The organism is Cyclobacterium amurskyense (genome assembly GCF_001050135.1).
GTDB classification, from domain to species: domain Bacteria; phylum Bacteroidota; class Bacteroidia; order Cytophagales; family Cyclobacteriaceae; genus Cyclobacterium; species Cyclobacterium amurskyense.
Genome location: NZ_CP012040.1, coordinates 3954564 through 3975432, shown reverse-complemented (window position 1 = coordinate 3975432; position 20869 = coordinate 3954564). Strand labels below are relative to the sequence as shown.

The window sequence follows — 20869 nt, the reverse complement described above, 5'->3', positions numbered from 1 at the left end:
TATACCATATCGCTCACCACACCACTCTTCACAGGGTACCATTCCTTTTATCAGTAATTAACCTCCTTTAACACCTTATTACACCGATCACATAAATAAAATTTGTAATTTTTTCTTTTAAATACTGGGAATTCCATCAATATATCTTTACCTTATGAAAGGTTTAATTCTAAAAATTATCTAAACATGAGGACAGCTACCATTTTCTTTTTTTGCTCTTTACTAATTTCATTTGGTGTAAACGCGCAAGATCTTCCTGAGATTGAAAGACAGACGAGGGATCAAACCTACCATTTTCAGGAATTTGAAGCCATGCAACTTGATGCTATTGATCCGGATAGAGTATCTGTTACTACTGCCAATGCTGGAAATATGGCTTTTGAAAGATCTCCAAATATGGTTGCGCCAATGGGAAACTATAAAGACTTTAAAATCATTAAAATCACTCTGCCTGCAAAACCATCAATTGTACCAGAGAAAAACATTCAATTTATCCAACCCAAGCAATATTTGGTAAAGAGAGCCATAAAGAAAAAAGAAAATTAACACTTACAATCCTCGGTTTTTATTTTTTTTGAAGAGGGTTATTTGGTCTACATTTACTGTAATCCATATAACCCTATTTTTTCTTCTTGGGCACCCTATTAAAACAAATCGATTTTAAGTTAAGCCTAGGCCGTTATAACGTAAAGACATTTTTAGCCAATGATTTAACCCGGATTAGGTAATAGAATGTCTATTGCATATTTCGGGTTAAATTGTATACTTAAAATCGAAACTGGTAACTACAGTGGTATTGATCGATTTGATCTTTTTAGCGCTAAGCTCACAGCTTAGCCGATATACTTTTTTAGAAGAAAATTAACACCTTTTTTATTCTGACAAATAATGTCGAATTTGAAGTCTCCAAACAATTTATTCTATGGCCAATGAAAATTTCGGATTGGATGTTCCAGGCAGGATCATTAGTTGTTCATTTACTGAATCTGAAGTCTATGGAAGGACCGAAAATTGCGTTTTCCGGCTAACCATTTATGCGGAAACCAGCATCAGAATTCAGGTAAGCCGACAAAAAGATTTCTCTCCAAACCCGTACAGTGTTGTTTCCTCTCCTCTGAAATGCAATTATTCTTGGGAAGAAAACGATGATTTTTACCTACTAAAAACCAGCCAATTACAAATTCACCTAGATAAGAATAATTTTCGTCTTTTATTTAAGAATTCCTCGGGTCTAACCTTGAGTGAAGACGACCCAACATTTGGAATAAATTGGCAAGGCACAGCTGTTAGTTGTTATAAGAAGCTCCAACAATGGGAAAAATTCATTGGACTGGGTGAAAAGACAGGAGGACTTAATAGGTACGGTCAAACTTACACCAATTGGAATACAGATCATTTTGGTTACGGCACCAATGCTGACCCATTGTATTTATCTATCCCTTTTTATATTGGGCTTCATCATATGAATTGCTATGGAGTGTTTTTTGACAACACCCACAAAAGCACTTTTAACTTTGGAGCTGGGAACAACCGATTTTCTTATTTCACAGCTGAAGATGGTGACCTAGATTATTATTTCATTCATGATGAATCGGTAAGTGGGATTATTACCGCTTATACTGATTTAACAGGTAAAACACCTATGCCCCCAAGATGGGCTTTAGGCTACCAACAATGTCGCTACTCCTATTATCCAGAAAAAGAGGTGCTCAGACTGGCTGATACCTTTAGAGAAAAACGCATTCCTGCTGATGTAATCTATCTAGATATCCATCATATGGAGGAATTTAAAGTATTTTCCTTTGATAAAAAGGCCTTTCCAAACCCCGCCAAACTTATAAAACATCTAAAGCAAAAGGGTTTCAAAGTTGTGGTTATTCTTGACCCGGGAATTAAGGTAGATTCAAATTACCGGCCCTATATAGATGGCCGTAACAAAGATTTGTTTCTCAAATACCCGGATGGAGAAAATTACGAAGGAAAAGTATGGCCAGGATGGTGTGTATTTCCTGACTTCACCAATCCAGAAGTCAGGGATTGGTGGGAGCAAAAATTACAGTTTTACATTGATGCTGAAGTAGATGGTTTCTGGACCGACATGAATGAACCTGCTACCTGGGGCCAAACTGTTCCTGATTTGGTTCAATTCCATTATGAAGGACAAAATGCCAATCATAAGAAAGCCAGAAATGTTTATGGGTTTCAAATGGCCAGGAGCACAAAAAACGGTCAACTTAGACACCAAGAAACCTTAAGACCTTTCGTATTGTCCCGATCGGGCTTTGCAGGAATACAGCGTTATGCTGCTGTATGGACGGGAGACAATGTGGCCAGCGATGAACACATGATGGCAGGGGTAAGACTTGTAAATAGTCTGGGCTTGAGTGGCGTTTCTTTTTCAGGATATGACATAGGTGGTTTTGTGGGCAATACTAACCCACAATTATTTGCCAGATGGATAACCATAGCCACTTTTTGCCCTCTATTTAGGGCACATACCATGATTAACAGCAATGCTTCCGAGCCTTGGGCCTTTGGAGAGGAAGTGGAAGAAATAGCCAAAAATTATATTCGTTTGCGGTATAAGTTGATGCCACTTATTTATAGTGCTTTCTACAACAGTTCGAAGTCAGGAATTCCGGTCGTAAAAAGTCTATCTATAGATTATTCCTTTGATGACATTGTTTACCATGGGGCCTTTGAAAATCAATTTCTTTTCTGCGACAATCTACTGGTAATGCCTGTGGAAAGTCACAAACAAATAACAAAAATCTATCTTCCCCAGGGCGACTGGTATCATCTGTTCACTGGAGAGCGATATGAAGGGAATCAGGAAATGCTTTGGGAATGCCCTTTGGAATACCTTCCCGTATTTGTAAAATCAGGGGCTATTCTGCCAATGCAATCAGCTACAAACCATGCGGAAGACCCACATGATGGGCAATTGAATGTCCACATTTACAGAGGTCAAGGCAAGTCCAGACAATTGGTATATGAAGATGATGGAAAAAGCATGGCTTATCAAAAGGGGGAGTTTTCAAAAATACTCTTTATCATGGATTTTGGTAGCAATACCTTAAGTATTGATGAGTTTTCATCAGGTTTTGCTAGCAAATTTCATACTGCCAATATCTATTTCCATGGATTCAATATTTATAGCGCAGAACTAAGCAACAACCAATTAAAAATAACAAAAACCAATATTGCCTTTCTGGATGAAATTTCTCCCTTCGACCCTTTGCCCGACGGCAACCATTCCTTTCAAATATGTCAGGAAGTTCCAGGGATATCAATTTCCTTGCAAAAAAATGAGGTTCAGAAAATCACTTTAACCCGGATTATGTAATAGGATTTCTCCGCCCTGACTGTCAGGGGTGAAGACTGTCCCGTGTTTACGGGAAGTGTTGCAATCGCAAGAAAATCAGGCTGTTTGGAGATTTTAGCATAGCACCGCTATGGTGAAATTGAAAACAGCAACGAAGTGGCTGATTTTATAGTGATTTCAGCACGTAATAGATTGTCTATTGCCTATTTCGGGTTTAAACACGGCTATATAAAAAAATCCCCTCTATAATTTATAGAGGGGATTCGAATTTTATTTTTCCTTGTTGTAATACTTCAAGGCTTCATTCATTTGCTTGTTTAACTGCTCTATTCGCCTTTCTGGTCCAGGGTGTGTAGATAAAAATTCCGGTGGACGTGAAGAACCTTCCGATTGGGCATTCATTCTTTCCCAAAAACCAGGAGCCTCTCTTGGGTCATATCCTGCTATAGACATAAATATTAAACCCAACTGATCTGCTTCAAGTTCTTGGTCTCTACCGAATTTCAACATACCTACTTGCCCTCCTATTCCCACAGCTTGCAAAAATATGGTTTCTGTTAAACTTGGATCCTCACCCAAGGCTACTTGTAAGCCACCAATCAGCCCATTTGCGACCATCCCTTGAGACATACGCTCTCTAGCATGGCTTGCAATGGCATGAGCAACTTCATGCCCCATAACTACAGCTATTCCTGTTTCATCCTCACATATAGGCAAAATACCAGTATAAAAGGCGACTTTTCCTCCTGGCATACACCAGGCATTCACCTGATCACTTTCCAATAAATTAAAATCCCATTTAAACCCATCCGTGATGGAAGAATAACCATTGTCCTTCAAATAAGTGTCTACAGCCTCAGCAATGCGGTTTCCAACCTTGACAACCTGCTGGCCTTCCTTGGTACTGGTAAGCACTTTACTTTCCTTTAAAACCTGACCATATTGATCATAGGCCAAAGGTAAAACTTCAGAATTACTTACAATACTCAACTGCCTCCTACCACTTAAGGGAACTGTAGCACAACTGTAAACAATTAACCCTATAGAGAGTAATGCTAATATTTTTTTCATGTTCTTTTAATTTCAAACTGACGAATCAAATGCAAAGCTCCAAAAAAGATGCCAGATAAATAAGAAAAGTTAAAAATTAATAGTTTAAACCAGCACCAACCAATCTCTACTTTCTCTTTCAATAGAATATCTGACATAGATTCCATGAATATTTTTCCCACCAATTTAACTTGAAATAAGGAATTGTTATCGAATAAAATCAAAAAATTCAACTTATGCACTTTGTAATTAGATGAATAGGCCTACTCATTGTTGTACAGGTATAATAGCTGAAAACCAAACTACAATGCTTTTGTTACAGCGATAGTTTCATTATCAGCGAATAATTTGACTTTAAACTGGCTTCCATATTATACCACATAAGGCTAAGATAAAATTCACGGGCAAATGTGAATTCTATTGTACTATTTGGGCAGTAGTGAAAATAATATCCTTTAGTTTTATTAGAGACCAACAAATAGTATTAATTTCAATACCATATCCTTTTGACTATGAACAAGAATCAACAACGTTTTATCAATTACATGTCCCGATTTGTAACCTATACTTGGTACATGCTTGGCAACCTTCCATCAGTTGTTTTTTGGGGTGTTAGGATAAAGAAAATCAATATGGATTCATGTCAAACCACTATTCCATACAACTGGAGAACTAAAAACCCCTTTAAATCCATTTACTTCGCCACCTTATGCGGGGGCGCAGAATTGGCTTCAGGATCGCTCTGTTTGCTGCATTTGACTGGCAGTGAAAAATTCTCAATGCTTGTCGTTGACCTCAATGCTCAATTTGTTAAGAAAGCAGATGCTGAAATAACCATGCAGTGCGAGGACGGGCATTTGATACAACAAACGCTATCAGGACTTGCGCAACCTGGAGACACATCAACTTTAAAAACTACAATAATTGGACACAATCCAAACAATGAGATAGTGGCCAAATTTGAGGTAACTTGGTCATTTAAAAGAAAATGAGCTAAGCTAACCTACCCCTGTTTTGCCATAGCCTGTTTATTGATCACCTCTACCAATTGTTTGGCGGGAACCACTCCTGATTGTCTCCAAACTATTTTTCCATTTTGAAACAGTACTAGGGTAGGTACACTTTTGACTTGAAACCTACTAGCAGCCATTGGGTTTTTATCGATATCAATCTTTATTATTTTGGCTTTATCCCCCACTTTCCCGGCAGTTTCTGTCAGAATAGGTTGCATCATTTTACATGGTCCACACCAAGTAGCATAAAAATCAACCAGAACGGGCTGATCTCCTTTTATTATTTCCGAAAAACTTTTTCCTTTTGCCATAACGTTAATATTAAAATCTTTAACAAAAATAGGGTTTTCTACTATAGGAATCAGTGATATATCTCACAAAGGAAAAGCCTATCCAATCAATGGAAGATAATCCTTTTTAATTATCTGAATATGATGCTCCATATGCCCAAAAATAATGAAAATAAGTGCGGATAAAGACATAGGACCCGAACTAACCGAACCTACATTTTCCCATTTCGATTGGGGAATATCATCAATAAATTGCCAAAGTAGCTCACGATGCAAAATAAAGGTGGACAACAGCTTATCAGGTGCGATGGCATTAAAATCCGCATTGATCACGTAACTATCCTGATCGAAGCTTGGCAAATTGCTTTTTTCACCCCGGCTAATACTTAAGGCCCGGAAATGCATAAGTTTTTCAGTATCCGTTATATGTCCCAACAACTCACTGAAAGACCATTTTTCAACACCATAACTCAACAAAGCCTGATCCTTTGATAGCTTCTCATAAATCGACTTAATAAACATTTCTTGGTCAAGTGAAAGCTTCTTTAAGTCCTTAGCAGATGCCAAATCAATGTACCTCTTATAAAAGAGTGGGAAATCTCCTGCTTTAGGAATCTTAAGTCCTTTAGTAGTCTCCATTATTTTGTTAATTTTGTGTGATAAATTCAAATATAATCATTCGCTATGAATCCATTATTGGCAAAATTTAATACCCCGTTTGAAACAGCACCTTTTGATAAAATAAAAAACGAACATTTCCTTCCCGCTATCAAAAGTGCCATAGCGGAAGTAAATGAGGAAATCAAGCAAATAAAAGCCGCAGCATCTCCCGATTTTGAAAACACCATTGTGGGCCTAGAAAATTCAGGGGAAAAATTATCTAGTGCAGCCTCCATTTTTTTTAACATCAATGCTGCTGAAACCAATGATGAAATTCAACAACTGGCACGCGAAATTTCCCCACTTCTATCAGCCCACAGCAATGATGTTCTACTTGATGAAGCGCTCTTTAAAAGAGTAAAAGCGGTGTATGACCAAAAGGATCAATTGAAGCTAAACGCTGAACAAAGCACACTCCTTGACAAAAGCTATAAATCTTTTATCAGAAATGGAGCGCTTTTGGAAGGGGAAGCCAAAGATAGACTTAGGGCGATCGATCAGAAATTGTCAAAATTGGGCCTTCACTTTGGGGAAAATGTATTAAAAGAAACCAATAAGTACGAATTGGTATTGTCAGATGAAAAGGACCTAGAAGGCCTTCCTGATGGACTAATTGAAGCCGCTGCTCAGACGGCTCAAGAAAAAGGTAAAGAGGGGAAATGGGTATTTACCTTGGCTTTTCCAAGTTATGTACCTTTTATGACCTATGCCAAAAACAGGGCGTTAAGAAAGGAGATTTTTATTGCCTATAATACCAAATCTGCCAAAGGGGATGATTTAGATAATCGGGAAATAATCAAGGAAATCCTCAAACTAAAAGACGAAAGGGCAAAACTTCTGGGTTATGAAAATTATGCCGCATTTGTCTTAGAAGAACGCATGGCTGCAAGTGGGGAGCAAGTATTGACTTTCCTCGATGAGTTACTTGAAAAGGCAAAACCTAAAGCACAAGCAGAGCTCAAAGAATTAGAGGCTTTTGCTCGTAAAACAGACAATATCGATCAGCTCTGCAAATGGGATATCAGCTACTACGCCGAGAAGTTAAAGATGGAGAAATATGCGGTGGATGATGAATTGTTAAAGCCTTATTTTGAATTGAACCGCACCATAGATGGGGTTTTTACTACTGCCGAAAAATTATACAACATTACATTTAAGGAGAATAAAGACATTCCGGTTTATCATCCGGATGTAAAAGCCTATGAAGTTAATGATGAAAATGGAAATCATCTGGCTGTTTTTTATGCAGACTTTTTCCCTAGAGCAGGCAAAAGGAATGGTGCTTGGATGACGGTTTACAGGGGACAGCGCATTGTGGAAAATCAAGAGTACAGGCCTCATGTGTCCATTGTCTGCAATTTCACCAAACCCACAAAATCAAAACCTAGCCTACTTACCTTCAATGAAGTTACAACCCTTTTTCATGAGTTTGGCCACGCGTTACATGGTATGTTGGCTAAGGGCACTTATGGATCTTTATCGGGAACCAATGTCTATTGGGATTTTGTAGAGCTACCGTCTCAAATATTTGAAAACTGGTGCTATGAGGCTGAATGTCTTGACTTATTTGCCAGACATTATAAAACCGGTGAGCCCATCCCTACTGCTTATATTGAAAACATAAAAAAAGCAGCCAACTTCCATCAGGGATTTCAAACTGTCCGACAAATCAGTCTAGGCCAATTAGACATGGCCTACCATACTACTGACCCGAAAGACATAAAAGACCTCTTCGAATTTGAAAATGAGGTAATGAAGCCCACCTCTCTGCTTGAACCTTTGAAAAACACCATGATGAGTTCTTCCTTCTCTCATATTTTCCAGGGCGGTTACGCTGCGGGCTATTACAGTTACAAGTGGGCAGAAGTATTGGATGCCGATGCCTTTGAATTGTTTCAGGAAAAGGGTGTATTTGACAAAGAAACAGCTCAATCCTTCAAAGACAATATCCTGTCCATGGGAGGTAAGGAGCATCCTTCAATTTTATTTGAGCGATTCAGAGGAAGAGGCCCTAAACCTGATGCTCTAATCAGAAGAGCAGGTCTAGAACTATAAATTATATTGACTTGCAGGCAAGGCTAAATTCTTTGCCTGCAACTTTATTCCAAAATCCTAAATCGTCATTTTTTTTCTCCTAAATTAAGGTGTTAAATAGGTGTCATTTTATAGCTAAACCGGCTAACATTTTTTATGGACTTTTTTAAACCCTAAAACTCATTAGGCTTATCTCAAAAATATTTTGCAGGCATAGATTGGAAGCTATAATAGCAAAAGGGACTCGAATGGGCCCCTTTATTAACTCATTTCGGAAAAACTTGTCTAAGTCCGTCTGTAGGGAAAAATTTATTGGTACTCTAAATGATAATAAAACCTACTATCAGCAACCATATAAGTGCTGAAACCATTAATAGTATAGTAAATTGTTTATCTTTCATCACCCCCGAATTTTAATTCTAATAACACTATTAATATACAAAATAATAGGAATTAAAACAAATAATCACCACATATAATTTCACATACTCGAAAAATAAGAACTATTCATTTTATAATTAATGGAGGTTTTTATAAAAAAAAATAAGATAAACGTTACAAGCCAATGAATATTTTATTGAATTGATATTTTTTTCAAACTTTTCTAAAAAAAAAATTTATTTTTTATTTTTCGGTACATTCTTCAAAAGACCAAGTTCATGGTAGTGTTTTTGGTTTTGGGACATATTGTCCGCTGTCCATTTTATTTTTTTAGATTGAGGAAAACGCCTTACTGCACAATCACTTACTTGACAATAATGACAACATGAATCAGGAATACAGGGGTCTGCATGTACAAATACTTCAATTTTTCCTGAAAGATTTTCTTCCAATACTTCCTCAACTTCATGCACACAATCGTGAACCTGTATAAGGTCATAGTAATAAGGCAAAGTAAGATGTAAATCAATATGGCTATCTCCCCCATACTGTTGAACCCGCATATTGTGTATGTCTATCCAGTTATCTTTTCTGTGTTTATTGAGGATTCTAACCGCCTTATTAATGGATTGTGGATTGGACTCATCCATCAAGCCCGCCACAGACTTTCTTACAAGATAATACCCATTGTACATGATATAAAAAGCAAAAAGTCCTGAAATAATACTGTCTAGTAAATGCCATCCGGTAAAGAAAATAATCGCAATACCAATAATTAAAACAAAACTACTAACTGCATCTGTGGATATATGCTTTCCATCTGCTTCCAGTGTAATACTATTTAATTCTTTTCCTTTCTTTTGCAAAACAAATCCCAAAATCCCATTAACCAAACCTGAAAAACCTATAAGAACCATACCCAAAGGTAATTCGATCAGAGGCTGGGGAAACAATATGGAGTACGCCGATTGGTAAAGTATAAATATTCCCGCCACAATAATTAATACACCTTCGATTCCAGCACTAAAAAATTCAATCTTACCGTGGCCATAAGGGTGATTTTTATCTCGAGGAATAGCACTTAACCTTATGCTATAAAGGGCAAAAAAAGAAGCCACTACGTTTACTATACTCTCTAAGGCATCTGTCAAAATCGCATTGGACCCTGTCAACACATAGGAATAGAATTTCACCACCAGCAAAACAATACTGATAACTACAGACCAAAGAATAAGTCGCTGTTTTTCTGAATACACTTTTGTTAAAAATTTATCTCTCAAAATTAGCCTTATTTGAGAGACTGAGAAAATTAATGAGGGATTTAAAACATGATTTTACTATGGATTTGAAATATTAAACTCGGTTTATTTGAGTAGCAGCACTGATATCCTGACATGTCTTTAATCAGAAATGTAGAGAAGACAAGATTATCAGTCTGTTAGGTCTAAAACAAGTATTTACTAAAAAAATGGAGGTATATTTAATTGAGAAATTGAGTATTTTGATAATTAAAAATTTACATAAATCTTATAACCACTCCCTATGACTTTAAAAAAGACTTATTTATGGTTCATAATCGTAATGTTATGCAACCTTAACCTTACTGCTCAAACTACAACGGCAAGGCGGTCATCCCCATTAACAGTGGCACCACCATTAAGCATCAGTCTTTCCTCAGAGAGATTGGAGCGAATTGACAATATGTTAAAGCAATCTCTGAAAGACAATACCATTCCAGGTGCTGTTGCTCTCATAGTCAGGAACGGAAGAATTGTATTTCATGAAGCCTATGGAAATGCAGATGCCAATGGAAAAAAATTACAGAAAGATGCGATATTCAGAATCGCAAGCCAATCCAAAGCAATTACATCAACTGCTGTGATGATGCTTTGGGAAGAGGGGAAATTCCGACTGGATGATCCAATTTCCAAATACATACCAGAATTTAAAAACCCTGAGGTTTTGGTGAATTTCAAGTATGCAGACACTACTTATACCTCAAGACCTGCCAATAAGGAAATAACCATCCGCCACCTGTTAACGCATACTTCTGGACTTGGCTATGGAGTAATAGATGGGGACGAAAGAATGAAGATGCTTTATCATAAAGCCGGCACAACAGATTTATTTACCACTGAACCTGTTACGATCAAAGACGTAGTTATGAAGCTGGCAAAACTACCCTTACACCATGATCCGGGAGAAAAATTCACTTATAGCATGGGGCTGGATGTGCTGGGTTATTTCATTGAAGTAATTTCAGGAATGTCATTCGAAGCCTATCTTCAAAAACACTTGTTTGAACCATTGGGAATGGATGACACGGGTTTTTACCTGCCAGCATCCAAAGGGGATCGACTTGTAGCCATACAGCATAAAGTAAACGATAAATGGGAAAACTATCCCAATACCTTCTACGATGTCAATTACCCTATCAAAGGGGCAAAATCATTCTTCTCTGGCGGTGCAGGACTTTCAAGCACCGCAAAGGATTATGCGACATTTCTTCAGATGTACCTCAATGGCGGGGAGTTTAATAAAATACGATTCTTAAGCAGAACCACAATTGCCACCATGATGGCCAATCAAACCATGGATCTTTATGGTGATGGAGACCAACATTACGGACTTGCCTTTGGCGTATTAACCGAACAAGGTCAAGCAAAAGGTGGTCTTGGATCTCCTGGAACATTTGTCTGGGGAGGTTATTTTAACACCCAGTATTTCGCAGACCCCAAAGAGAAAATCATCGGAATTATCCTCAAACAAACTCAGGGAAGTACCGGCGATCAAACAAGTTGGAAATTTAAACAAATGGTGATGACCACTATAGACGATTAAAGCTAGCCCATTTTATTGTACCGACCCCTGACAGACAGCACAAAATCAGTGAACCTTCTCTGTCAGGGTTCATATACCGGTTCCGGATGATGATCGGGTTCAAAGGGGTCAAAGTAATAAATCTTTTCAGCCTTGTATTTTTCCAGATGAACCGACAATCTATTCTTAAACCCTACATAAGATTTAACTGCTTTTTCTGACCAAACTACCTCTGCCAAAGCAGCAATCCTTGGATACATCAGAAAATCAAACCTTTGCTCATTGTGGACAGTCTCTGTCCAAAGATTGGCTTGAATTCCTAAAATCAGGGGCTTTTCCTCCGGCTTGACACCAAAATCATCCACTTCAAAATCATAAACGGCAGCTAAAGGGGCAAAAGCACCCGCCCATTTCCTCCCATATTTATGGTCTTCCTGCTGAAGAAAGTCAAAGTAAAAAGGTATCCGGGGACAAATTACTGTTGAATAGCCATTTTGGAGTGAGAGACCTAGCTGTTCCTTCTTGTCATGACGCCACCAAAATATAATCGTTTTGTCCTTAGGTAAACTGGCACCTGCCATCTCATCCCAGGCCAAAACCTTATTGTTCATCTGAAAAAGGGTATCTGCCATTCTTTCAAAGAAATAGTCCTCTACTCCTTTCATCCCTTCCAAACCTTCCCTCTTTACCAAATCAAGGACCTTGGGATCTTTGGGCCACATTTGATTGCCAAAACTTACTTCATCTCCCCCTAAATGAATCATATTGCTTGGAAACAATACATCTACTTCACGCAAGACCTTACTTAAATAGCCATAGGTAGTTTCCTTGGCTGGGTGGAAAGTAAAATCAGGGTATCTTTCTGATCCTCCGCCGCTATGTTCCGGATAAGCCCTATTGGCTGCAGTGGCATGACCTGGCATGTCTATTTCCGGTATCACAGTGATCATACGCTCACTGGCATAGCGAACGATTTCTTTAATTTCTTCCTGAGTATAATAGGTAGCCGGGGCATTTGGATCGGATTGGTTACCTATCCCTCCTACAGTGGCCAGTTTGGGGAAACCTTTGATATCAATTCGCCATCCTGGAGCGTCCGTCAGATGCCAATGAAAAGTATTTAACTTGTAATAAGCCATATGATCAAGTAGTTGCTTCACCTTTTCCATCCCAAAAAAATACCTGGATTCATCCAACATTACTCCTCTCCATTCATACCTGGGCTTATCTTGGATTTCCCAATTGGGCAAAGCTATTTTACCACTTTTCACTTTGGCTGCATGTGCCAATTGCAATAGCGAAATTACACCATAAAATGCTCCTTCCTCATTTGCCGCTTCAATGACAATTTCTTCGGATTGAATCCGAATTTTATACCCTTGGCTAATACTATTGGTTTGGCTAATGCTGATTTTTTTGGATGGGGACTCCATTTCCGAAAGCGGAATAGCCAGCAGCCTTAAATCCTCCTGTTGAAGGTAATTGCCTTGGGCTGAAAAGTCATTCATTACCAAGCCCACCTGATGATCCCACAAAAACTCCCCTTCCAGAAGTTTATAGGAGGCTGGCATAGGAATGATTTCAGGTTGAACCTGAGAGAATGCCAAATCAAGGGTTAACAAGAAAAATAAGGCCGAGAACAGGTAGTTTTTTATCATAGAAAATTTTATCCAAATAAGGTTTATGGGGCAAAATTATAAAATTTATCGCCTTTAACCCTGTTTATGCCAAGGGAATCTTATGGCTATTATAATAAAGTGGGACATTAAATGAGGACTATCGATTTATCTATTGGATAGAAAGAATACAGATAAAATTGTAAATTTGACCTACTCCAACAGGAATAACAAGTAGGTTTAAAAACCATACTTTGCTTTCTTTTACCTTTTCCAAAAATTATAATTAGAATGAATTTCATGAAAATTAATGTCAGACTTTACTGGCCAACCATGCTGGTATTTTTATTAGTCAGTATTTCATCGTGTACACAAAAGGACAATACTACTGAAAGCCAACCAAATATCATTATTTTCTTTACGGACGATCAAGGTTATGCAGATTTAGGTACCTATGGCGCTGAGGGATTTGAAACACCAAATTTAGATCAGTTGGCAGCGGAAGGAATAAGGTTTACCAATTTCTATGTCCCAGCTACGGTTTGCACCCCTTCCAGAGCAGGACTACTTACGGGTCGCTACCCAAAAAGAAGTAACCTTCACGAGGCGGTACTTTTCCCTTTTTCAGAAGGTGGTCTTTCTCCCGATGAATACACAATGGCCGAAATGTTAAAAGAAGGTGGGTATACTACCTCCTGCATAGGTAAATGGCACCTAGGCCATAAAGAAGCATTCATGCCTAACAATCAAGGTTTTGACGAATTCTATGGAGTGCCGTATTCCAACGACATGGACAATTACTATTATAAAGACATAGATTTTCAATCTCCTCCCCTTCCTTTTTACCGAAACACGGAGTTAATAGAGAGTGGGCCCGACCAGCAATACTTGACAAAAAAATACACAGAGGAGGCGGTAAAACAAATCAAAAATAGAGGACAAAAGCCCTTCTTTATTTACTTGGCGCACAATATGCCGCATACACCCCTCTTTGCTTCCCCTGCATTTAAAGGTAAAAGTAAACATGGCCTTTATGGGGATGTGATAATGGAATTAGACTGGAGTGCTGGTGAAATAATAAAAACCTTGAAAGAAGAGGGTATCTATGAAAACACCATTTTTATTTTCACTTCTGACAATGGACCAGCCAAAGGCTCGGCCAAACCGCTAAGAGGTAAAAAAGCCCAAACATGGGAAGGTGGTCAACGTGTTCCAGCAATTATTACCTGGCCAAGCAAGATTCCGAAAGGAAAGGTTTCAGATGAATTTGTAAATACATTGGATTTATTCCCTACCCTAGCTAAAATATCCTCCTCCAAAATTCCAAGTGAATTACAATTGGACGGAATAGACATCAGTGAATTTTTACTTGATCCAGATGCCAAAACACTTGCTGAGCGTCCATTTTATTTCTATGCTCGCAATGGTGAACTTGAAGCCATAAGACTTGGAGAATGGAAGCTTCATTTAAAAAAATCAATCGGGTGGAATGAAAAATCAGAGGGAGAGTTCCAGGCAGCACTGTACAATTTGAATCTGGATATTGGTGAAAAAGACAATGTGGCAACTCATCATCCTGAAATTGTAACAAAACTATCGGAATTAGCTACAGCATTTGACGCGAAATTGTAGCAATTGAATTCCCCATAGACATTGGATTGCCCCAAATCGAGGAAGGACTCCTTTATAAAAAAAGCTGTAAGTAAGCCCAGAAATTAATTCGTTTTAGCTTGGCAGTACAATTAGGATAAATGCACCATCCTATTTCACTCAAAATCAATTTTAGCTATCTTTGCAATCTATGAGCGAAAAGAAATTCAAAAGATATACCATTACTTCTGCATTACCTTATGCGAATGGCCCTCTTCATATTGGCCATTTGGCAGGTTGTTATATTCCATCGGATATTTATGTGCGGTACTTAAGGTTACAACAGAGAGATGTAGCCTATGTTTGCGGATCTGACGAACATGGCGTAGCCATTACCATCAAGGCCAAAAATGAAGGGATCAGCCCTCAAGAAGTCGTCGACAGGTACCATGGGAAAATGAAGGGTAGTTTTGAAAAATTCGGGATTAGTTTTGATCATTATTCCCGAACCTCATCAGCAGTCCACCATGAAACAGCCAGTGGGTTATTTACTGACTTGTACAAAAAAGGAGAGTTTGATGAAAAGGAAACGGAGCAATACTACGATGCGGAAGCCAATCAGTTTTTAGCTGACAGGTACATAGAAGGCACCTGTCCAAACTGTGGCTATGAAGAAGCTTATGGCGACCAATGTGAAAAATGTGGCTCTTCACTAAGTCCTACCGACCTGATCAACCCAAGGTCAAAACTAAGTGGCAACACTCCAGTACTTAAAATGACCAAACATTGGTTTCTTGATTTAGGAAAATACACTTCCTTTTTGAAAAGATGGATTCTTGAGGAACATGCCAATGATTGGAAAAACAATGTTTTGGGACAATGTAGAAGCTGGCTAGAATCAGGTGATGGACTTCAACCAAGGTCCATGACCCGAGATATGGATTGGGGAATCCCAGTGCCAATTCCTGGGGCTGAGGGTAAAGTGCTATACGTTTGGTTTGATGCCCCTATAGGTTATATTTCCTCCACCAAGGAATGGGCCAAAGAAAAAGGCAAAGATTGGGAGTTGTATTGGAAAGACAAGGATACCAAACTGGTACACTTTATAGGAAAGGACAATATTGTATTTCACTGCATAACATTTCCTGCAATTTTAAAAACTTTAGGGGATTTTATCTTGCCAGAAAATGTTCCTGCGAATGAATTCCTTAATTTAGAAGGTCAAAAAATATCAACTTCCAAAAACTGGGCCGTTTGGTTACATGAGTATTTGGAAGAGTTTCCTGGTCAAGAGGATGTTTTACGTTATGTATTGACAGCAAATGCCCCTGAAACCAAGGACAATGATTTTACTTGGAAAGATTTTCAAGCCAGAAACAACAATGAATTAGTAGCCATCTTTGGTAATTTTGTCAATCGCGCGGTCGTGTTGACACATAAATATTTTGAAGGAAAAGTACCTAAAAATTATGGATTGGCTCCTGTAGACGATGAACTTATCCGAACCCTTAATGAGTATCCTGATAAAATCTCCCAATCCGTAGAGAAGTATAGATTTAGAGAAGCCCTAGCCCTAATGATGGATTTTGCTAGAACGGGTAATAAATATCTTGCAGAAACTGAACCTTGGAAAACCATCAAAACAGATCAGGAGAGGACATCCACAATACTAAACATTGCCTTGAATATTGTTGCCAACCTTTCAGTTCTATCTCAGCCATTTTTACCTTTCACTTCTGAGAAAATCAAAAAAATGCTCGGTTTGGACGCATTAAACTGGGAAGTTGCTGGATCCATGGATTTGGTAAAAGAAGGGGACCCGCTGGAAAAAGCAGCTTTGCTTTTCCAAAAGATCGAAGACAGTACGGTGGAAGCGCAGATTCAAAAGCTACTTGATAGCAAAAAGAAAAATGAAGCAGCCAAGTACAAAGCTGCCCCAATGAAAGAATTGGTTTCTTTTGATGATTTTGTAAAATTAGACTTACGTGTCGTTACTATTGTTGAAGCTATAAAGGTCAAAAAATCCAAAAAACTTCTTCAGCTCAAAGTGGACACTGGAATAGGTATTAAAACAGTTCTTAGTGGAGTAGCAGAGCAATTCCAGCCTGAAGAATTGGTAGGAAAGCAAGTAACCATGCTTCTAAACCTTGCTCCCAAAAAGATGGCAGGAATCGAATCTGAAGGGATGATATTGATGGCGGAAGACTCTGAAGGAAAGTTAAAACTACTTAATCCACATGAACCTACTAATCCGGGATCAAGCATTAGTTAATCCCTAATAGATAATAGTCCAGGGTCGAATCCCAAGGATACAAAGGAAATACATAGGACATGATTTTGTCAGTATTGTGGTGTAAAAGAACCATAATATCGCCAAAACCCTGTCCTATATTTGTTTAACCCGGATTATGTAATAAGATTTCTCCGCCCTGACAATGGTCAGGGGTGAAGCCTGTCCCGTGTTTACGGGAAGTGTTGCAATCGCAATAAAATCAGACTGTTTGGAGATTTTAGCATAGCATAGCTATGGTGAAATCTCCAAACAGCAACGAAGTGGCTGATTTTAAAGCGATTTCAGCAGGTAATAGAATGTCTATTGCATATTTCGGGTTTTAATTCGGTTCTTAGAAATCGGATTAAAACCCACATCGACAAGTGCTTTTCAAAAAGGAGTCGGAGATCAAAGAGCCTGTAATTAAGAGACTAGCCAAAAAAAAAGAAGGAAAGCATTTCAAAAGAGATCAGAACAATATCTGCCATTAATTGTTATATTTACAAATAGCATATACAAAGCAAATATGAACTATCTGATCACTTTTGTATTTTTTATTAGCAGCACATTCATTCAATCTCAAATTACCCTCACAGATCTCCAATGGAAAAACCGTGTATTATTGGTTTTCCCTTCCATCAATGAGGAAAGTGATATGGAATTAAATTTAACAGATAGTCTGGAAATAGAGTTGAAAGACAGAGACTTGGTCTATTTCTATTTTGGAGACAGCTTGCAAAGTAATACCAACTATATATTCGAACCTGCTTACCAAAAAAAGCTTAAACAACTTTACCAAATGGGTTCAAAACAACATAGCTACGTCCTAATAGGAAAAGACGGATCCTCAAAATTAAAAATAGAAAAAGACAGCGTTGACTGGCAGGTGCTTTTTGCAACTATAGATTCCATGCCCATGCGGATCAAGGAAATTAAAAACAAATCCAGCCTTACAAAAGAATAGTCAGGACTAAGCTTTAATCCCTGTCTTTCATCCAGCCTGTAATACTTATCCTTTCCTTATTTGTAGGTAAAACCTCATGAGGAATCTCACCACTTAAAAAAGCAACCAGCCTACCTCCTAGGGGCAGAAAATCCTCATATTCCTCTATACCATCAGGTCTGGTGAAATACATCCTCAATGCTCCACCATCGGATTCTTCCCAGCTATCATTTAAATATAAAACAACACTTACTATCCTATAACTTACAGTTTGGAACCGGTCCAAATGCCGTAAATAAAAGGAACCCTGAGGATACATGGCAAAATGCGCTTCATAAGACTTAAGTCCCAAATAACAACGCCGATTAATTGCTGATCTTAATCCATTCATCTTGTCCCAATAAACCTCCTGTAATGGCGTCAATAGATTTTCATCCATCCACAGTACCTTATCGCTTCTTATTTCAGGTTTTATCGCAAAAGTATCTCCACTACCAATACCTGCCAATCTAAACTGCCCATGCATTAGCAACTCTTTTTGCTCCTGAAGCAGCTCTTTTCTGAAGTCTTCAGGTATATAATGATCTAAAACACACCAACCTTTGTTATAAAGATCCTCAACTATAATGTCATTGTTTTTTTCCCATTCCTCCATAGCATCAAATGTCGTTTATAATCCGAAACTATCTTCATTTGTGGTCTGATTTAATTTTTGTATTTAACTTAAAAAAAAATAGCAAGATGAAATTCTCAATTTTATCCCTTATTTTTAGTATTAAGCATTAATTTTGTCTCCGCTCTTAAAAAATAAAAATATGCATCTAAAATCAGACGATATTGTACGATTGGAAATTGATTTTATCACAGGAGAACTCCCTCCTCCATTTAGCCATATTTTTAAGCTAAAACTCTCCTTTAGCAAAAACTTTGTGAATACTCAATTTGATATACAGTACACAGACAGGGAAAATCTTAGTCCAGATGAAATAATAGACGAGGGTTTTACTATGGCTGATGATTACAATTACAAAGGAGAAATACCAAAGCTGTGGGAGTCCATTTTCAAAAAGCTTTATTCGGCTTCAAAATGGTCTAATTTAAAAACCCTTGGTGAAAAGGGAGGCATCAAATTGCTTGCAAAAGATGTACATGGAAAAATGATTCGTGACATCCCATTAAATCAAGAAGATTGGTATTTTACCTGCCAAGATTTTATTCAGGCCATTTACGAAATCAGCAACAGAGAGGCTCCGATGCAAATCAGGTACCTAGAAATAAAGAAGGACAAAAATACAGTTGTAGAGTTAGTTTATAAATTTTCCATCCGAAAAGTTGTCCTTACTGTAAATGGCAAAGAAAAGGAAATGAACTGGGAAAGCGGAAGAGAGCTTGCCTCTCTAATTTTCATCCCTGATTATGATTATTCATTGGCAAAGGAAGATATGCCAGTGCAAAATGGAAAATACCTGGACTGCGGTGATGGGTTCTGGCACAACTTTGAAAATGGCATTATCAACCTTGATCCATCTTTTGATGCGAAGAAAAAAATCATACAGTCTTTCGATGCCCTTATTTAAAAGTTTGGTATTAATGGCTAGAGATTTTTCTAATATCCGATTTGATTTCTAAAATCATCTTGCCTATTTCTTCTAATGAAACGGGGGCCTCAGGCTTTGGGTCTGGAAAATGTGTACTTATAAAAGCTTTGGCTTCCCAAATTTCCATCACCTCTTGTATGGGAATATCGTAAGGCTTGTAATTTTGATTGTCTGAGACTACAAACAATTTACCTCTCTCAGTTATATAGTTGAAAACCCTTTTGTAGACAATACCATCATTCTTGGTTACTAAAACATAGGTTTTACCGTTTTTAATTTCCCCTGGACTTTCAATATAAGCCCCAACTACAATTGTCCCGGGCATCAATGGCAACATACTGTCTCCGCTTATTTCAAAAGCCCTGTAAGTATGGCTTCCTGTAAGGTTTGGAAGTCCAAAATTAGGTAAGTTCTCCATGTATTCAGGATCAGCATAACCGTTTAGATAACCTGCGGATGCTTTCTTACCCACCATACTGATACGCTCTTGATCATTTTGATCCAAGGTAACTGTAAGTACTTTTAACTTTTCCTTTTGAAGAAATTGACGCCCTTTTGTGGCAATGTCCCAACTTGTCAACTCATCTATTGACACATCAAAAATGCTGGTCAAAATTAGAATTGTTGAAAGCCTTGGTTCAGACCTACCATCTTCATAAGCAGATATCATGGTCCTTTGCACCCCAAGCTTCTCTGCCAACTGAGTTTGCGTAAGTCCTGATTTTTTACGTAAAACTTTAAGGTTATTGGCCAAGAAACTCATGCAGAATACAAGTAAAATTGGTGGTCATCTTTCCATTGGTTCTTAAAAGTGAACCTTAGCAAATCCATTTTGGATTGTTCACGCAAGTTTAGTCTTAACTTTATTTCTTCCATGATCTCTTCATCAGAAAAAGCCTGATTGACCAAAAGGTACCCATAACTAGGCCTTGAAGCATTTTGAATTTGAAATTTCACCTGCAGGTTGCCAGAAACCAGTTTTTTCGTCGTAAAGCTTATGTTGTGTAGGTCTCTCATTTTTTAATATGTTTATTTAATCAACATTATAAAAATAGAAATGTTATTTTAATTAACCTATTCCAAAGCTCCAAAAGTTTAATTTTTTTCAAATTTCAATGCACATGCCCTTCTATTTGAAAGACTAATCAAGCTACTTATGGAATACTCTGAAAAAAATCTGCTCCTAAACTGACCAAAATAAGTCTTTAGCAGTAATGACATGGGCTAGCTTAATAATGAGCACTTAATTAAGTGTATTCAAACTTGGGTTAAACCCG

The 20869-nt window shown here is 37.9% G+C and carries 17 protein-coding genes; 9 read left to right on the top strand and 8 right to left on the bottom strand.

Annotated features, from left to right (window positions below; translation table 11 throughout):
* The first annotated feature begins 186 nt into the window (after positions 1 to 186).
* Complete coding sequence (locus CA2015_RS16330) at positions 187 to 546, top strand: hypothetical protein (protein WP_048642865.1); 360 nt, start codon at positions 187 to 189, stop codon at positions 544 to 546.
* A gap of 376 nt (positions 547 to 922) precedes the next feature.
* The gene (locus CA2015_RS16325; protein WP_048642864.1) at positions 923 to 3346 is read left to right on the top strand and encodes a glycoside hydrolase family 31 protein; all 2424 of its coding nucleotides are present in this window, start codon (positions 923 to 925) and stop codon (positions 3344 to 3346) included.
* A 249-nt stretch (positions 3347 to 3595) separates the two neighbouring features.
* On the opposite strand, the gene CA2015_RS16320 is transcribed toward CA2015_RS16325, so the two are convergent.
* Positions 3596 to 4396: a M48 family metallopeptidase gene (locus CA2015_RS16320; RefSeq protein WP_048642863.1), complete on the bottom strand. Its 801-nt coding sequence runs from the start codon at positions 4394 to 4396 to the stop codon at positions 3596 to 3598.
* Positions 4397 to 4887: 491 nt separating this feature from the next.
* Between CA2015_RS16320 and CA2015_RS16310 the strand changes: the two genes are divergently transcribed.
* Complete coding sequence (locus tag CA2015_RS16310) at positions 4888 to 5367, top strand: DUF4442 domain-containing protein (protein WP_048642861.1); 480 nt, start codon at positions 4888 to 4890, stop codon at positions 5365 to 5367.
* 11 nt (positions 5368 to 5378) lie between these two features.
* Here the strand turns inward: CA2015_RS16310 and trxA are convergent, their stop codons facing one another.
* Together trxA and CA2015_RS16300 are read right to left on the bottom strand one after the other, a co-directional pair.
* Entirely contained in the window at positions 5379 to 5699 is a 321-nt protein-coding gene (trxA, locus tag CA2015_RS16305) for a thioredoxin (RefSeq protein WP_048642860.1), read from the bottom strand.
* A 78-nt stretch (positions 5700 to 5777) separates the two neighbouring features.
* Complete coding sequence (locus CA2015_RS16300) at positions 5778 to 6317, bottom strand: DinB family protein (protein ID WP_048642859.1); 540 nt, start codon at positions 6315 to 6317, stop codon at positions 5778 to 5780.
* Between the two features lie 45 nt (positions 6318 to 6362).
* Here CA2015_RS16300 and CA2015_RS16295 point away from each other — a divergent pair, with 45 nt between their 5' ends.
* Positions 6363 to 8393, top strand: coding sequence for a M3 family metallopeptidase (locus CA2015_RS16295; RefSeq protein ID WP_048642858.1), 2031 nt, complete (start codon positions 6363 to 6365; stop codon positions 8391 to 8393).
* 596 nt (positions 8394 to 8989) lie between these two features.
* On the opposite strand, the gene CA2015_RS16290 is transcribed toward CA2015_RS16295, so the two are convergent.
* The gene (locus CA2015_RS16290) at positions 8990 to 10033 is read right to left on the bottom strand and encodes a cation diffusion facilitator family transporter (protein WP_084011829.1); all 1044 of its coding nucleotides are present in this window, start codon (positions 10031 to 10033) and stop codon (positions 8990 to 8992) included.
* Between the two features lie 262 nt (positions 10034 to 10295).
* Between CA2015_RS16290 and CA2015_RS16285 the strand changes: the two genes are divergently transcribed.
* The gene (locus tag CA2015_RS16285; RefSeq protein ID WP_048642857.1) at positions 10296 to 11594 is read left to right on the top strand and encodes a serine hydrolase domain-containing protein; all 1299 of its coding nucleotides are present in this window, start codon (positions 10296 to 10298) and stop codon (positions 11592 to 11594) included.
* 62 nt (positions 11595 to 11656) lie between these two features.
* On the opposite strand, the gene CA2015_RS16280 is transcribed toward CA2015_RS16285, so the two are convergent.
* Positions 11657 to 13231, bottom strand: a complete 1575-nt coding sequence (locus CA2015_RS16280) for a beta-N-acetylhexosaminidase (RefSeq protein ID WP_048642856.1) — start codon at positions 13229 to 13231, stop codon at positions 11657 to 11659.
* A 249-nt stretch (positions 13232 to 13480) separates the two neighbouring features.
* Between CA2015_RS16280 and CA2015_RS16275 the strand changes: the two genes are divergently transcribed.
* From CA2015_RS16275 to CA2015_RS16265, 3 genes are all read left to right on the top strand, one after another.
* The gene (locus CA2015_RS16275) at positions 13481 to 14821 is read left to right on the top strand and encodes a sulfatase family protein (protein WP_053086694.1); all 1341 of its coding nucleotides are present in this window, start codon (positions 13481 to 13483) and stop codon (positions 14819 to 14821) included.
* 169 nt (positions 14822 to 14990) lie between these two features.
* Positions 14991 to 17051, top strand: coding sequence for a methionine--tRNA ligase (gene metG / locus CA2015_RS16270; protein ID WP_048642855.1), 2061 nt, complete (start codon positions 14991 to 14993; stop codon positions 17049 to 17051).
* A gap of 526 nt (positions 17052 to 17577) precedes the next feature.
* Entirely contained in the window at positions 17578 to 18015 is a 438-nt protein-coding gene (locus tag CA2015_RS16265; RefSeq protein WP_048642854.1) for a DUF4174 domain-containing protein, read from the top strand.
* 13 nt (positions 18016 to 18028) lie between these two features.
* Here CA2015_RS16265 and CA2015_RS16260 read toward each other — a convergent pair whose 3' ends face one another.
* Positions 18029 to 18649, bottom strand: coding sequence for a 2OG-Fe(II) oxygenase (locus CA2015_RS16260; RefSeq protein ID WP_048642853.1), 621 nt, complete (start codon positions 18647 to 18649; stop codon positions 18029 to 18031).
* A 160-nt stretch (positions 18650 to 18809) separates the two neighbouring features.
* Here CA2015_RS16260 and CA2015_RS16255 point away from each other — a divergent pair, with 160 nt between their 5' ends.
* Entirely contained in the window at positions 18810 to 19571 is a 762-nt protein-coding gene (locus tag CA2015_RS16255; RefSeq protein ID WP_048642852.1) for a hypothetical protein, read from the top strand.
* A gap of 10 nt (positions 19572 to 19581) precedes the next feature.
* Here the strand turns inward: CA2015_RS16255 and CA2015_RS16250 are convergent, their stop codons facing one another.
* On the bottom strand, positions 19582 to 20355 hold the full coding sequence (locus CA2015_RS16250) for a helix-turn-helix domain-containing protein (protein ID WP_048642851.1): 774 nt from the start codon (positions 20353 to 20355) through the stop codon (positions 19582 to 19584).
* Positions 20352 to 20609 carry a hypothetical protein gene (locus CA2015_RS16245; RefSeq protein WP_048642850.1) on the bottom strand — a complete coding sequence of 86 codons (258 nt, stop codon included), beginning with the start codon at positions 20607 to 20609 and terminating at the stop codon, positions 20352 to 20354. Before CA2015_RS16245 ends, CA2015_RS16250 begins: the two co-directional genes overlap by 4 nt.
* Positions 20610 to 20869 lie beyond the last annotated feature (260 nt).

Excerpts from the sequence above, each read along its gene's own strand:
- CA2015_RS16280 (WP_048642856.1), bottom strand. The coding sequence starts at position 13,231 with ATGATAAAAAACTACCTGTTCTCGGCCTTATTTTTCTTGTTAACCCTT.
- metG (WP_048642855.1), top strand. The coding sequence starts at position 14,991 with ATGAGCGAAAAGAAATTCAAAAGATATACCATTACTTCTGCATTACCT.
- CA2015_RS16260 (WP_048642853.1), bottom strand. The coding sequence starts at position 18,649 with ATGGAGGAATGGGAAAAAAACAATGACATTATAGTTGAGGATCTTTAT.
- CA2015_RS16330 (WP_048642865.1), top strand. The coding sequence starts at position 187 with ATGAGGACAGCTACCATTTTCTTTTTTTGCTCTTTACTAATTTCATTT.
- CA2015_RS16325 (WP_048642864.1), top strand. The coding sequence starts at position 923 with ATGGCCAATGAAAATTTCGGATTGGATGTTCCAGGCAGGATCATTAGT.
- CA2015_RS16295 (WP_048642858.1), top strand. The coding sequence starts at position 6,363 with ATGAATCCATTATTGGCAAAATTTAATACCCCGTTTGAAACAGCACCT.
- CA2015_RS16245 (WP_048642850.1), bottom strand. The coding sequence starts at position 20,609 with ATGAGAGACCTACACAACATAAGCTTTACGACGAAAAAACTGGTTTCT.
- CA2015_RS16300 (WP_048642859.1), bottom strand. The coding sequence starts at position 6,317 with ATGGAGACTACTAAAGGACTTAAGATTCCTAAAGCAGGAGATTTCCCA.
- CA2015_RS16265 (WP_048642854.1), top strand. The coding sequence starts at position 17,578 with ATGAACTATCTGATCACTTTTGTATTTTTTATTAGCAGCACATTCATT.
- CA2015_RS16310 (WP_048642861.1), top strand. The coding sequence starts at position 4,888 with ATGAACAAGAATCAACAACGTTTTATCAATTACATGTCCCGATTTGTA.
- CA2015_RS16275 (WP_053086694.1), top strand. The coding sequence starts at position 13,481 with ATGAATTTCATGAAAATTAATGTCAGACTTTACTGGCCAACCATGCTG.
- CA2015_RS16255 (WP_048642852.1), top strand. The coding sequence starts at position 18,810 with ATGCATCTAAAATCAGACGATATTGTACGATTGGAAATTGATTTTATC.
- CA2015_RS16250 (WP_048642851.1), bottom strand. The coding sequence starts at position 20,355 with ATGAGTTTCTTGGCCAATAACCTTAAAGTTTTACGTAAAAAATCAGGA.
- trxA (WP_048642860.1), bottom strand. The coding sequence starts at position 5,699 with ATGGCAAAAGGAAAAAGTTTTTCGGAAATAATAAAAGGAGATCAGCCC.
- CA2015_RS16285 (WP_048642857.1), top strand. The coding sequence starts at position 10,296 with ATGACTTTAAAAAAGACTTATTTATGGTTCATAATCGTAATGTTATGC.
- CA2015_RS16320 (WP_048642863.1), bottom strand. The coding sequence starts at position 4,396 with ATGAAAAAAATATTAGCATTACTCTCTATAGGGTTAATTGTTTACAGT.